The sequence below is a fragment of the Chryseobacterium camelliae genome (genome assembly GCF_002770595.1).
GTDB classification, from domain to species: domain Bacteria; phylum Bacteroidota; class Bacteroidia; order Flavobacteriales; family Weeksellaceae; genus Chryseobacterium; species Chryseobacterium camelliae.
Genome location: NZ_CP022986.1, coordinates 1,142,538 through 1,156,614, shown reverse-complemented (window position 1 = coordinate 1,156,614; position 14,077 = coordinate 1,142,538). Strand labels below are relative to the sequence as shown.

Annotated in this window: 10 protein-coding genes; 7 read left to right on the top strand and 3 right to left on the bottom strand. The window is 44.3% G+C overall.

Going from position 1 to position 14,077, the window contains the following annotated elements; translation table 11 throughout:
* The first annotated feature begins 20 nt into the window (after positions 1–20).
* From CGB83_RS05190 to CGB83_RS05160, 7 genes are all read left to right on the top strand, one after another.
* Entirely contained in the window at positions 21–1,463 is a 1,443-nt protein-coding gene (locus CGB83_RS05190) for an alpha-L-fucosidase (RefSeq protein ID WP_100074851.1), read from the top strand.
* Positions 1,460–4,123: a beta-glucosidase gene (locus CGB83_RS05185; protein WP_100074850.1), complete on the top strand. Its 2,664-nt coding sequence runs from the start codon at positions 1,460–1,462 to the stop codon at positions 4,121–4,123. The genes CGB83_RS05190 and CGB83_RS05185 overlap by 4 nt, the downstream gene beginning before the upstream one ends.
* Complete coding sequence (locus tag CGB83_RS05180) at positions 4,123–5,154, top strand: sialidase family protein (protein ID WP_100074849.1); 1,032 nt, start codon at positions 4,123–4,125, stop codon at positions 5,152–5,154. The genes CGB83_RS05185 and CGB83_RS05180 overlap by 1 nt, the downstream gene beginning before the upstream one ends.
* Positions 5,155–5,354: 200 nt before the next feature.
* Positions 5,355–6,668 carry a PQQ-dependent sugar dehydrogenase gene (locus CGB83_RS05175; protein WP_100074848.1) on the top strand — a complete coding sequence of 438 codons (1,314 nt, stop codon included), beginning with the start codon at positions 5,355–5,357 and terminating at the stop codon, positions 6,666–6,668.
* A 90-nt stretch (positions 6,669–6,758) separates the two neighbouring features.
* The gene (gene lpdA / locus CGB83_RS05170) at positions 6,759–8,147 is read left to right on the top strand and encodes a dihydrolipoyl dehydrogenase (RefSeq protein WP_100074847.1); all 1,389 of its coding nucleotides are present in this window, start codon (positions 6,759–6,761) and stop codon (positions 8,145–8,147) included.
* A gap of 437 nt (positions 8,148–8,584) precedes the next feature.
* Positions 8,585–9,562, top strand: coding sequence for an IS110 family RNA-guided transposase (locus CGB83_RS05165; RefSeq protein WP_100074846.1), 978 nt, complete (start codon positions 8,585–8,587; stop codon positions 9,560–9,562).
* Positions 9,563–10,974: 1,412 nt separating this feature from the next.
* A complete protein-coding gene (locus CGB83_RS05160) occupies positions 10,975–11,796 on the top strand; it encodes a patatin-like phospholipase family protein (protein ID WP_100074845.1) in 822 nt (273 codons plus the stop codon).
* A 13-nt stretch (positions 11,797–11,809) separates the two neighbouring features.
* Here the strand turns inward: CGB83_RS05160 and CGB83_RS05155 are convergent, their stop codons facing one another.
* The 3 genes from CGB83_RS05155 to CGB83_RS05145 form a co-directional block, all read right to left on the bottom strand.
* Complete coding sequence (locus CGB83_RS05155) at positions 11,810–12,235, bottom strand: hypothetical protein (protein ID WP_100074844.1); 426 nt, start codon at positions 12,233–12,235, stop codon at positions 11,810–11,812.
* 51 nt (positions 12,236–12,286) lie between these two features.
* The gene (locus CGB83_RS05150; RefSeq protein ID WP_100074843.1) at positions 12,287–12,997 is read right to left on the bottom strand and encodes an ABC transporter ATP-binding protein; all 711 of its coding nucleotides are present in this window, start codon (positions 12,995–12,997) and stop codon (positions 12,287–12,289) included.
* An 82-nt stretch (positions 12,998–13,079) separates the two neighbouring features.
* The gene (locus CGB83_RS05145; protein WP_100074842.1) at positions 13,080–13,649 is read right to left on the bottom strand and encodes a hypothetical protein; all 570 of its coding nucleotides are present in this window, start codon (positions 13,647–13,649) and stop codon (positions 13,080–13,082) included.
* Positions 13,650–14,077 lie beyond the last annotated feature (428 nt).

The window sequence follows — 14,077 nt, the reverse complement described above, 5'->3', positions numbered from 1 at the left end:
TTTAGCGGAAAGTATACTGTATGATCCGGAAGTGCAAAACTGCAGCTTTGTTTTTTTCTTTGTTGATGGGCTCTACAACTCTTTTTTCGCAGGCGCATAATGTGTCTGAAGGGTATCGGGAGCCGGATGATCCGTTGGTGGTGCAGAATCTGGAAGAGTGGCAGGACCTGAAGTTCGGACTGTTCATGCATTGGGGGACCTACAGCCAGTGGGGCATCGTTGAAAGCTGGAGCCTGTGCCCGGAAGATGAATCCTGGACGCAGCGCAAGCCGGAACATGGCGCAACCTATAACGATTATGTCACAAATTACGAAAATCTCCAGACGACCTTCAATCCCGTTCAGTTCAACCCGAAGAAATGGGCAGAGGCAGCGAAGAAGGCAGGAATGAAATATGTGGTATTTACTACCAAGCACCATGACGGTTTTGCCATGTTTGATACCCAGGAATCCGATTATAAGATCACGTCCCCGAAAACCCCGTTTTCCAAAAACCCGAAAGCGGATGTGACCAAAGAAATCTTCAATACATTCAGGGCGGACGGATTTAAGATCGGGGCTTACTTTTCCAAACCCGACTGGCATTCCGATAATTACTGGTGGCCCTATTTCCCGCCTAAGGACCGAAATGTGAATTACGACCCTAAAAAATATCCCGAACGTTGGGAAAGCTTCAAAAAATTTACCTTCAATCAGCTGAATGAGATCACTTCAAAATACGGAAAAGTAGATATCCTGTGGCTGGATGGAGGCTGGGTACGACCTTTCAATACCATAGATCCCAAAGTGGAATGGCAGCGGACCATCAAAGTAGAGCAGGACATTGATATGGATAAAATCGGGACCATGGCACGCAGGAACCAGCCGGGAATCATCATCGTGGACCGGACCGTGCCCGGAAAATGGGAAAATTATGTGACGCCTGAACAGGCAGTTCCCGAAAACGCTCTTTCTATTCCATGGGAAAGCTGCATCACCATGGGTGATTCATTTTCCTATGTCCCAAACGACCGTTATAAATCCTCGCAGAAAATCATTGAAACCCTTATTAAGATCATTTCCAGGGGAGGCAACTACCTGATGAATATTGCTCCCGGTCCTAACGGAGACTATGATTCTGTGGTCTATGAAAGGCTGAAGGAAATTGCCGCATGGATGGACGTCAACGGATCGGCAGTATTCGGCACCAGAAGTATTGCACCATACCATGAGGGGCAGATATATTTTACCCGGAGCAAAGACGGAAAAACAGTGAATGTCTTCCATATCAGTGAATCTTCAGATTATAAAGCTCCCTCAACCATCAGCTTTACCCTTCCTGAACAATACAGGCCCAAAAAACTAAATGTATTGGGAACTTCCTCAAAAATCCAGTGGAAACAATCCGGCAATACGGTGGAAGTCATGATTCCTAAAAGCGCAAAACTTACCTATTCAACCGTAATTCAAATGACAGAATTATGAGGAGGTACCGTTTCAGGACAACAGCAATTTTAATCCTGTTTCAGGCTGTGCTGATCCAGGCACAGAAACCTTTATACAAAGACCCGAAACAGCCGGTGGAAGTCCGGGTCAGAGACTTGTTGAGCCGGATGACACCGGAGGAGAAGTTCTGGCAGTGTTTTATGATTCCCGGAGACCTGGACCGTGTTCCTGAAGGCCAGTACAGCCACGGCATTTTCGGATTGCAGGTCAGCGCTGCCAATAGCGGTGGAGGGGCTGCCGGGCAGATGCTGAAATACAATGCCGATGAGAAGGCGGAACGCCTGGCTGCGAAAATCAATGCGATCCAGAAATACTTTGTTGAAAAATCAAGGCTGGGCATTCCTGTCATCCCGTTTGATGAGGCTTTGCACGGGCTGGTCAGGGAAGGAGCTACGGCTTTTCCGCAGGCAATCGGACTTTCTGCCTCCTTTAATCCGGAGCTGATGAAAGAAGTCGCTTCGGCCATTGCCCGGGAATCCCGGCTGAGAGGGATCCGCCAGATCCTGACACCGGTGGTGAACTTAGCGAGTGATGTCCGTTGGGGAAGGACGGAAGAGACCTATGGCGAAGATCCATTCCTCACTTCGGTGATGGGCGTAAGTTTTGTCACTCCTTTTGAACAGGCCGGGATCATTACCACGCCAAAGCACTTTTTAGCCAATGTAGGTGAGGGCGGAAGGGATTCTTACCCGATCCACTGGAGCCGCAGGTACCTGAAAGAAACCCATTTGGTTCCTTTTCATGAGGCATTTATCCAGGGAGGAAGCCGTTCGGTGATGACTTCTTATAACCTGCTGGATGGAAGGCCTTCCACGGCAAATGAGTGGCTGCTGACCGAAAAACTGAAAAAGGAATGGAACTTTAAAGGATTTGTCATCAGCGATGCAAGCGCTGTAGGCGGGGCCAATGTCCTGCATTTTACGGCCAAAGATTATGATGATGCCTCTGCACAGGCCATCAATGCAGGACTGGATGTGATTTTCCAGACCGAATACCAGCACTACAAACTTTTTATTCCGCCGTTTCTGGACGGAAGGATCAGCCGGGAACGCATTGATGATGCCGTTTCCCGCGTGCTGAGAGCCAAATTCGAACTGGGACTGTTTGAAAACCCGTATGTTTCCGGTAAAGATATCAGGCAGCTGAAACTGCTGAACCACAAGCCTGTTGCTGAAAAAGCCGCCTTAGAATCATTTGTCCTGCTACAGAATAACAACCATACCCTTCCGGTTCCGGAAACGGTTAAACATATTTTAGTCGTCGGTACTGATGCCGCAGACGCAAGGCTGGGCGGATACTCCGGTCCCGGAAATGGGAAAACAAGCATCCTGGAAGGAATTAAAAAATTTACGGCAGACAAAAATATTATAATCGATTATTCCAGAGGAATTGACTGGGATGTAAAAAACCTGACTACCGTTCCGGCAAAATTCTTATCCGTTAATACCCTGAAAGGATTGAAAGGAAGTTATTTCTCGGATACGGATCTGAGCGGCAGCCCTGCTTTTGAAAGGCTGGACCAGCAGCTGGATTTTAAATGGACTTTGTATTCACCGAATCCTGAAAAGCTTCAGCCCGACCAATACAGTGTCCGCTGGAAAGGGCAGCTGGAAGCACCGGAAACGGGGAAATACCACATAGGCCTTCGTGGAAATGATGGTTTCAGGATGTACCTGAACGGAACGCTGATGATCGATCAATGGGAAAAGCTGAGCTATTCCACCAAAACCGTTGAAGTTGAGTTCGTAAAAGGCCAAAAGTACGATCTGAAGGTTGAGTTCCGGGAAGACCGGGGTGAAGCCAATATAGAACTGGTCTGGAATTACGGGCTTAAAAACTATCAGAAAGATTTTAGTGATGCCGTGAAGATGGCTCAGAATGCTGACTACATCATCATAGCGGCAGGCATTCACGAAGGAGAATTCCAGGACAGGTCGTCACTGAGCCTGCCTGGTAACCAGGAAGCATTCATCAGCGAAGTTTCCAAGCTGAACAAGCCGGTAACCGTGGTATTGGTAGGAGGTTCAGCCATTAAGACAACTTCCTGGAAAGATAAGGCAGGGGCTATTTTAGATGTCTGGTATCCCGGTGAAGAAGGAGGGAATGCCGTTGCTAAAATACTTTTCGGAGTAGAAAATCCTTCGGGCAAGCTTCCGTTAACCTTCCCGGTTGAGGAAGGACAGCTTCCGCTGAGCTACAACCACCATCCTACCGGAAGAGGAAACGATTATTATGACCTGAGCGGCGAGCCATTGTATCCGTTCGGTTTCGGATTAAGCTATACCACATTTGAGATCTCTGGCCTGAAGCTTAACCGGTCAGAATATGCTCCGGCTGACACCATACAGGCACAGGTAACGGTAAAAAATACGGGGTCAAAAGCAGGCAGCGAAGTTGTCCAGCTGTATGTTAAAGACCTCCTGGCTTCGGTTTCCCGGCCGGTTATTGAGCTGAAAGGCTTTCAGAAAGTCCATTTACAACCGGGAGAATCCAAACAGGTAATGATCGAGGTTCCCGTACAGCAGCTGCAGTTCCTTGATGAAAAGATGAAGTGGACGGTGGAAAAAGGAACCTACAGGATTATGGTGGGCAACTCGTCGAAAAACCTGCCTCTGAAGCAGAACATAACCGTCCACTGATGAAACCCTGGATTTCAATATATTTTCTTCTTCTGTTGGCTTCCTGTACAGGCTATCAGCCTGTCTTGATTTCCAGGGAAAAAATATTTACGGAAAACACGGCGGGATTTCGCCAGTGCCATGCTTCCACATTAACGGAAACAAAAGACGGGAACATCCTCTGTTCATGGTTCGGAGGTGACCATGAGGGAGCCCCTTCAGTAAAAATCTGGCTGTCCGGATGGAATCATCAGAGCTGGTCTGTTCCCGAAGCTGTTGCCGACGGAAAAGTATCAGGGAACACGACCTATCCAACATGGAATCCTGTACTGTATACCCTTCCCAAAACGGATTCGGTACTTTTGTTTTATAAAGCAGGACCCAATCCAAGGGCGTGGAGCGGCTGGCTCAACACCTCGGCTGATAACGGAAAAACCTGGTCGGAAGCTCAGGGACTGAAAGGCCTGATAGGACCGGTAAAGAACCGTCCGCTGATGCTTAGGAACGGAGATCTTGTATCACCTTCCAGCAAAGAATTTACCGAAAAGGACTGGAAGGTTCATCTCGAATGGAGCACTGACCACGGAAAGACCTGGAAAATTATTCCCGTTAACTACAACCAGAAAGACGTGCAGGTCATCCAGCCCAGCATTATTGAATACAGGAACGGCACACTTCAGCTTCTCGCCCGTAGCCAGCAGAACAAAGTCATGACCTCATTTTCCTATGACCACGGAAGGCAGTGGACGCTTTGGAAGGAAACCAGCCTTGCCAATCCTAATTCAGGGACTGATGCCATCCGGCTGAAAAATAACTGGCTGCTTATTGTATATAATCCTGAAATCAGCGGGAAAAACTGGTGGGAAGGACGCACGAAGCTCAATGTGGCCATTTCTAAGGACGGTCAGCAATGGAAAGATGTCCTGGTGCTGGAAAATGGTAAAGACGGTGATGAATATTCTTATCCTTCCGTGATCCAGGCTTCAGACGGTACCATTCATGTCTCGTATACCTGGAACAGGAAGAATATTGTGCATGCGGTTATACAGTGATATGAATGAGTCATTTTGAATTCCTTTGCTTTTCGCGCGGCCGGAGGCCGCGCGAAAAGCAAAGGGTGAATGGCTAAATGGGTCAATTTCTACCTTTTGGCTGATCACGCTACCGTATTTCTTTCTTTCCAAAACAGGGAATGGTTTTTGTAACAGAGATAAGGAATATTCTATCCACCGATTAAAAATTACTTATACCTATGAAAAAATACCTTCTACCTTCTGTTATGGTTCTGCTGGCTGGCTGCAAAGACCAGAAAAAGCAGGATACCACATCCAAAAGTGAAGTGGCTACCCAGACCGATACCTTGAAACTTCCGGCGCCGGATGAAAAAGGAGCCAAAAATAAATTCAGCAATGTGATCGGATGGCCGGCAGGAAAAACTCCGACGGCTCCTGAAGGCTTTACGGTTACCCGCTTTGCGGAAAATATCAAAAGTCCGCGGAACATGATTCAGGGACCGAACGGGGATGTCTTTGTGGTGTTGTCCAATTCTGAACGGTCTGCTACAGAGAAAGTTAAAAATGACATCAGCGGAAAAAGCGGTGCGGAAGTGGGCGGTAAATCGGCCAACAGGATATTGGTTTACAGGGATGCTGATAAAGACGGTATTCCGGAAACGTCTTCCGTTTTCCTGGACAATCTGAACCAGCCTTACGGGATGCTGGTCATCAAGAATAAATTCTATGTTGCCAATACAGACGGCCTTTGGATGTATCCTTACCAGCAGGGCGAACTGAAAATATCCCAGCCGGGAAAGAAAATCCTGAACCTTCCGGCCGGAGGCTATAACAATCACTGGACACGAAATTTAATTGCCAATAAAGACCAGTCGAAAATCTATGTTTCGGTTGGCTCAGGAAGTAATGTGGGCGAAAACGGAATGGAAAATGAAGTACGGAGAGCCAATATACTGGAAATAAATCCTGACGGAAGCGGGGAAGTAATCTTTGCATCAGGACTCAGGAATCCGGTAGGAATGAGCTGGAACCCAGTAACAGGAGCATTGTGGACCGTAGTGAACGAAAGGGATGAGCTGGGCGACGAACTCGTTCCGGATTACCTGACCAGTGTTAAGAAAGGGGCATTTTATGGCTGGCCGTATGCTTATTTCGGGAATCATGAAGACCCGAGAAGAAAAGGAGAGAGACCTGATCTGGTAGCCAAGACCATTGTTCCCGACGTGCCACTGGGCTCCCATACCGCATCGCTGGGACTGGATTTTTATACAGGAACCCGGTTTCCGCAGAAGTATAAAAATGGGGCATTCATTGGGCAGCATGGCTCGTGGAACCGATCTTCACTGGCCGGTTATCAGGTTGCATTTGTGCCGTTTGCCAATGGAAAGGCTTCCGGATCTTATGAGCCGTTTTTAACAGGCTTTATAGCGGATAAGGAAAAAGGCGATGTGTACGGGCGTCCTGTAGGTGTCCTGCAGCTTGCTGACGGATCGTTACTGGTAGCAGACGATGTAAGCGGAATCGTATGGAGGGTCTCCTACAGCAAAAAATAAATTCAAAATCACAGAAGCAGCCTTTACCGGTTGCTTTTTCATTTCTTATCCGATATTTTTTCCTTAAATTCGCATAAAAATTTTATACTAATGAACTACGATATTATTGTCATCGGAAGTGGTCCTGGTGGATACGTTACAGCAATCAGAGCGGCACAGCTGGGTTTCAAGACTGCGATCATCGAAAAAGAAAACCTTGGAGGGATCTGCCTGAACTGGGGATGTATTCCTACTAAAGCTTTGCTGAAATCTGCTCAGGTATTTCATTATATCAACCATGCTGAAGATTACGGACTGAATAAAGTAGAAGGAAGCTTTGAATTCCCGAATGTTATTCAGAGAAGCCGTGGCGTAGCGAACAAAATGAGCAAAGGGATTGAATTCCTGATGAAAAAAAATAAAATCGATGTCATTCTGGGAACAGCGAAAGTTCAGAAGGGCAAAAAAGTTTCTGTAACCGATCAGGAAGGTAAAGTAACGGAATATACCGGGACCCATATCATCATCGCTACAGGAGCCCGTTCCAGAGAATTGCCGAACCTGCCTCAGGATGGTAAAAAAGTAATCGGATACAGACAGGCATTGTCTTTACCTGAACAACCGAAATCTATGATCGTAGTAGGTTCCGGAGCGATTGGGGTTGAGTTTGCCGATTTCTATAACACGATGGGGACAAAAGTGACCGTCGTTGAATTCATGCCGAACATCGTTCCTGTGGAAGATGAGGAAATCTCTAAACATCTGGAGAAATCCCTTAAGAAGACCGGAATCGAGATTATGACCAATGCATCTGTAGAAAGTGTCGATACCAGCGGAGAAGGAGTTAAGGCTACTGTGAAAACAGCTAAAGGCAACATCACTCTTGAAGCGGATATCTTATTGTCTGCGGTAGGAATTGCTGCGAACATTGAGAATATCGGCCTTGAAGAAGTGGGCATCCAGACAGATAAAGGAAGGGTATTGGTGAACGAATGGTATGAAACTTCCGTACCGGGATATTATGCCATCGGGGATATCATCCCTACCCAGGCTCTGGCACACGTTGCTTCCGCAGAAGGAATCACCTGTGTGGAGAAGATCAAGGGAATGCATGTAGAGAAAATCGACTATGGCAACATCCCAGGATGTACATATTGCCATCCGGAAGTAGCTTCCGTAGGCCTTACTGAAAAACAGGCTAAAGAAAAAGGATATGAAATCAAAGTAGGGAAGTTCCCTCTTTCTGCCAGCGGAAAAGCAACAGCCAACGGAAATACCGATGGTTTCATCAAAGTAATTTTCGATGCCAAATACGGAGAGTGGTTAGGTTGCCACATGATCGGTGACGGCGTTACCGATATGGTTGCAGAAGCTGTAGTCGCCAGGAAACTGGAAACCACAGGACATGAGATCATCAAGTCTATCCACCCGCACCCGACCGTTTCCGAAGCGATTATGGAAGCTGCCGCTGCTGCTTACGGTGAGGTGATTCATATCTAAGTATTCACATCAATATTAATTATTCTATATAGCAAAGCCCGGATTTTCCGGGCCTTTTTTATGATAAACTGTCAATAAACCAATCATATAACAATAATTTCTACTCCGTCAGTTCGAGTTTTTTTCGCAGCAAAGCGGAGAAAAATGTATCGAGAACCGGTGATTAATAAACTAAAGTGTGATCCTTTTTCAAAAAGTTCTCGATACGATTCACTGCGTTGCGTACTCCTTTAGATTTGTATAAAGAAAAAAGTAATATTTTAGAATAAGAGAAAAGTGCTTAAGTAAACTATTGCCCTACTCAGAGTACAACTCATCGTTCGATTCAGACTTAAGCACTCTTTTATCAAAAACTCAGATAGAAATTCGGGATTAAAACCCATTATTAAGGAGTTGAGTTCATGATAAATTTCTCTTTAATTGATTAAAACAAATGTATGGAAAAAGTTTTTATTGGAATTGACATCAGTAAATCAACCCTGGATATTTGTATCCGTAAAAATGCGGTGACAGAACATTGCCAGATCAATAACAGCTCTAAGGATATCAAAAGATTTTTAAAGCGCTATGCGGATAATGCGGATACCATTGTGGCTATGGAAAATACAGGACGGTATAACTTTGAGCTTTATGAGGTGCTCAGCCGTATGAAGCTTTTGGTATATGTTATCAACCCCCTTCATCTCAAGAAAAGCATCGGACTTTTAAGAGGTAAAAATGATAAAATCGACAGTCAGAGAATCTGTCTTTTTATTGAGAAAAACTACATGGACCTGGCACCCTGGGTCTGCAAATCACCGGATATCCAAAAGCTCAGCCTGCTTAATGCAGAACGCAGGCATAGGGTAAAGATACGATCAGGCTTATCAAGACAGATGAAGGATCTGGAATTCCTGAAGCATCACACAGATCAGGACATCCTGAAATTGAATCAGGAAATGATCTTATTGATCGATAAGCAGATTAAATCTATTGAGAAGAAGATCGTAGAAATTATTGAATGTAACGAAATATTAAAGGATCAATATGAAAGGATCCAGACTATTCCCGGAGTTGGAAAGGTATTGGCCAGCCTGTTACTTGTTAAGACCAATGGCTTTACTGAAATACAATCAGCCAGGAAAATGGCATGTTATTCAGGTGTGGTTCCCTTTGAACACCGCTCGGGATCATCCATTTACTACAAACCCAGAGTCTCTACCATGGCTGATAAGGATTTAAAAAAGATTTTACATCTGGCAGCTTTAAGCTCTATAAGACTAAAAAACGATCTTGCTGTATACTATCAGAGAAAAGTCCTGGAGGGAAAAAATAAGATGTCCGTATTAAATGCAATCAGAAACAAAATAATACACCGGGTTTACGCCATTATTAAAAATAATTCAGTGTATGAAAATCGTTTGCATATGTCATAGAAATCGAACAGACGACAACGGAAATCTATCCCTGACAAACATTGCGGCCCCGTCAGTTCGAGTTTTTTTTCGCAGCAAGGCGGAGAAAAATGTATCGAGAACCGGTGATTAATAAACTAAAGTGTGATCCTTTTTCAACAAGTTCTCGATACGATTCACTGCGTTGCGCACTCGAACAGACGACAACGAAAATCTATCCCTGACAAACATTGCGGCCCCGTCCGTTCGAGTTTTTTTTCGCAGCAACGCGGAGAAAAATGTATCGAGAACCGGTGATTAATAAACTAAAGTGTGATCCTTTTTCAAAAAGTTCTCGATACGATTCACTGCGTTGCGCACTCGAACAGACGACAACGGAAATCTATCCCTGACAAACATTGCGGCCCCGTCCGTTCGAGTTTTTTTTCGCAGCAACGCGGAGAAAAATGTATCGAGAACCGGTGATTAATAAACTAAAGTGTGATCCTTTTTCAAAAAGTTCTCGATACGATTCACTGCGTTGCGCACTCGAACAGACGACAACGGAAATCTATCCCTGACAAACATTGCGGCCCCGTCAGTTCGAGTTTTTTTCGCAGCAAGGCGGAGAAAAATGTATCGAGAACCGGTGATTAATAAACTAAAGTGTGATCCTTTTTCAACAAGTTCTCGATACGCTTCACTGCGTTGCGCACTCGAACGGACGGCGACGGAAACCTATCCCTGACAAACATTGCGGCCCCGTCCGTTCGAGTTTTTTTCGAAGCGGAGAAAAATGTATCGAGAACCGGTGATTAATAAACTAAAGTGTGATCCTTTTTCAAAAAGTTCTCGATACGATTCACTGCGTTGCGCACTCGAACAGACGACAACGGAAATCTAACCCTGACAAACATTGCGGCCCCGTCAGTTCGAGTTTTTTTCGCAGCAAGGCGGAGAAAAATGTATCGAGAACCGGTGATTAATAAACTAAAGTGTGATCCTTTTTCAACAAGTTCTCGATACGCTTCACTGCGTTGCGCACTCGAACGGACGGCGACGGAAACCTATCCCTGACAAACATTGCGGCCCCGTCCGTTCGAGTTTTTTTCGCAGCAAAGCGGAGAAAATGTATCGAGAACTGGTGATTAATAAACTAAAGTGTGATTCTTTTTCAACAAGTTCTCGATACGCTTCACTGCGTTGCGCACTCGAACGGACGGCGACGGAAACCTATTCCTGACAAACACTGCGGCTCCGTCCGTTCGAGTTTTTTTTCGCAGCAACGCGGAGAAAAATGTATCGAGGACCGGTGAGTATCAAACAGGATAAGATTTTTCTTCATAAGTTCTTATCTCTATTTCTCTGAAACGTTACAGAGGATTCAAAAACATTTAACATAAATTTAGAAACCTTAAATCCTGTATTCAGGGATGTTTTCTTACATTTATCCAATGAATTTTGAAAAAACCGGACTTGTTTTATCCGGCGGGGGAACCAAGGGGATTGCTCACGCAGGAGTCCTGAAATTCTTACGTGAGAAAAACATTGAAATAGATATCCTTTCCTGCTGCAGTGCCGGTTCTATTGTGGGCTGCCTGTATGCGGTAGGCAAGACCCCGGAAGAGATTCTTGAATTTTTCAAATCCGTTTACTTCTTCAACTGGAAACATTTTGCATTCAACCAGCCGGGACTGGTCTCATCGGTGATTTTCAGGAATTACCTGAACCCGATTTTCGGGGATATGAAGCTGGGAGACCTGAATAAGGAAGTAAGGATCGTTGCTACAGAACTTATAAAAGGAACAGAAACGGTATTCAGTAAGGACTTCAGGGTAGTGGATGCTATTATTGCCTCCTGTTCCATTCCTGGGATTACCACCCCCTATATCATTGATGATGAAATGTACTGTGACGGCGGCGTCCTGAATAATTTTCCCGCTGATATCATCCGGGCAGAATGTGACAGGCTGATCGGAGTCTTTGTTTCCCCTCCCCACGATATTAAAATCGATGATCTGAAATCTATAAAATCGATTGTTTCAAGATCCTATGACCTGCTGTCCTACCGGGTTGAGAAAATTAAATTTGACCATTGCGACTGGTTTATTTCCTCACAGGAACTGTCTACATACGGTACATTTGAAAGAAGAAAGGAACGCCTGGAGCAGATCTTCAACATCGGTTATCAGGCAGCGGGGGAAAGTTTCGTGACAAGCAGGTTTTTTACAGCTCTGCCATCATCAGAAATTCCAGAAAAAACTCCGGTTCAATAGGAACCGGAGCATATTAATTCTTAACAATATAACCACTATCACTGGCTACCACCTGGCCTTCAGGATCTGTAACCTTCAGGGTGTAAGGAGCCTTTTTTGCAGAATCGGTCAGGTAATTCCTCCAGACCTGATAGGTATAACCTTCGTTCTGAAATTCGTAATAATAATTGCCGCCGCTCCCGTCCAGAATCATTTCACCATTGCTGATGATCATGCTCGGCTTTGAGGTAAGCCTGCCGTTAACGGGCCACGACTGATACAGGTATTGTCCGTTGGGCTGCTGGTCAATCCTGATCTTGAACTTTTTGGTTTTGATGATGACCGTTTTCGGTACTTTCTGTGTGTATTCGCTTTGAACGGCTTCAGTCACAGAGATATTCGCATATGATACTGAAGAGACTGCTGTCAGGCAGATTACTGCCAAAACTGTTTTGATCATGGTGGTGTATTTGATGGGTTGTTATGGTTATTCCGATCAAATATAAAGCCATTAGTTGGCGGCTGCGTTCCGGGTATAGCTGGTAAAGGCTTCTTCCAAGCTTTCGAACCTTCCTTTGAATTCACCGATCGGACAGTCCTGGAGGATATGTCCCTTGTGGATCAGGATGACACGGGAACACAGGGCTTCCACTTCCTGCATGATGTGTGTGGAAAGCAACACCGTCTTTTCTTTTCCTATCTCACGGATAACGTTACGGATCTCAATGATCTGATTCGGGTCAAGACCATTGGTCGGTTCGTCCAGGATCAGCAGGTCAGGCTGATGGATGATGGCCTGTGCGAGGCCAACCCTCTGTTTGTATCCTTTTGAAAGCTGGCCGATCTTTTTTGACCTTTCCGGCGTGATGCCTACCAGTTCAATCACTTCTTCAATCCTGTTTTCTGGAAGCTGATGGATATTGGCAATAAACTGAAGGTATTCCTTAACATACATTTCCAGGTACAGCGGATTGTTTTCCGGAAGGAACCCGATGCTTTTTTTACTTTCGGTTTCATGCTCGGCAATATTTTTACCATTGAATATGATTTCACCTTCATCTATTTTCAGGGCACCTACGATAGATTTCATCAGAGTGGATTTTCCTGCACCGTTAGGACCTAAAAGCCCGATAATTTCATTGTTTCCGATAGAGATGTTGACGTCGCTGAGAGCAGTCTGTTCTCCGAATTTTTTGGTCAGGTGTTGTATTTGAAGGCTCATAATGGATAAAGATCTTTTTGCAAAAATAAAATAAAAAAACTCATTCACGAAGAATGAGTTAAGCGATATCATCAGATTAAGATTATTTTTTGGATTTTCTATCTTTTCCGCTGTTGGCAGGGGCAGGGGATGATGCAGGCATAGGATTCACTGCCTGTTTCTGTCCGGCAGTACCATTGACGGATGCAGGTTTATCGTAAAGTGTAAATTTGCCGTTCGATCTCCCGAATATTTTATCGATCTGTTTCTTATTCAGGAACTGGGATTTACCCATGTACTTCCTGTTTTTATTAATGAACTGAATAATCTGAACAGTAGGCTGCCCGTAATTTTTTTCATAATGCAGCTCAATAATATCGTTCGGCATCTCCAGTACAATATTTCCGTCAGGGGTATCAATAAACCCGTCGGTGATCATTTTATACAGCCCCGATACATCGCCGTTGATGTTCTGGAAAGAAAAAGACCTGAATGTATTCAGGTTGGCCGTATTCAGATCCTGATAATTAACCGTGAATTTATCTCCTTTTTTATAAAGGCCCACAGAATTATCTTTACCGATTTCTACAAGGCTTTCATTTTTCAGTACTTTAATCTGAGAGAAAACGGGAATACTTAGGATAAATAGGAAGAGTAAAATTATTTTTCTCATGTGATTGATTTTTAATATTCTATAAATATGGAATAGGCTCAAAATGATGGGTGAAAGAGTATGGAAATAATCCTGTACTTAAGCAAAAATAATACTTTTTTTTAATATTGCACAGACCTATCTTGATGATCGTATGTGTTGCATTGCACCTTTAGTGATATATTAATTTCCTGGTAATAAACAGCTTACCTCCCGCGGTAAACATCATAACGCCTGGAATCAGTTTTACATCAGTAAATATCGGGATTGGTAACCGGCTCATATACAATACATAATAAGTTTACAGTTCATAAGGTTGGTGTAATGAAATATCAATTCTTATTTCATAACCTGAAAATCAGTTTTTTATTTTGAAGGTATTAAAATATTCTTGTTCAGCATATGATTTTAATGGGGAATCAGTTTTAAAATAATATGAAATAAGATTC

Bases quoted from the DNA above. Each gene is read 5' to 3' on its own strand.
- CGB83_RS05190 (WP_100074851.1), top strand. From the start codon at position 21: ATGATCCGGAAGTGCAAAACTGCAGCTTTGTTTTTTTCTTTGTTGATG.
- CGB83_RS05185 (WP_100074850.1), top strand. From the start codon at position 1,460: ATGAGGAGGTACCGTTTCAGGACAACAGCAATTTTAATCCTGTTTCAG.
- CGB83_RS05180 (WP_100074849.1), top strand. From the start codon at position 4,123: ATGAAACCCTGGATTTCAATATATTTTCTTCTTCTGTTGGCTTCCTGT.
- CGB83_RS05175 (WP_100074848.1), top strand. From the start codon at position 5,355: ATGAAAAAATACCTTCTACCTTCTGTTATGGTTCTGCTGGCTGGCTGC.
- lpdA (WP_100074847.1), top strand. From the start codon at position 6,759: ATGAACTACGATATTATTGTCATCGGAAGTGGTCCTGGTGGATACGTT.
- CGB83_RS05165 (WP_100074846.1), top strand. From the start codon at position 8,585: ATGGAAAAAGTTTTTATTGGAATTGACATCAGTAAATCAACCCTGGAT.
- CGB83_RS05160 (WP_100074845.1), top strand. From the start codon at position 10,975: ATGAATTTTGAAAAAACCGGACTTGTTTTATCCGGCGGGGGAACCAAG.
- CGB83_RS05155 (WP_100074844.1), bottom strand. From the start codon at position 12,235: ATGATCAAAACAGTTTTGGCAGTAATCTGCCTGACAGCAGTCTCTTCA.
- CGB83_RS05150 (WP_100074843.1), bottom strand. From the start codon at position 12,997: ATGAGCCTTCAAATACAACACCTGACCAAAAAATTCGGAGAACAGACT.
- CGB83_RS05145 (WP_100074842.1), bottom strand. From the start codon at position 13,649: ATGAGAAAAATAATTTTACTCTTCCTATTTATCCTAAGTATTCCCGTT.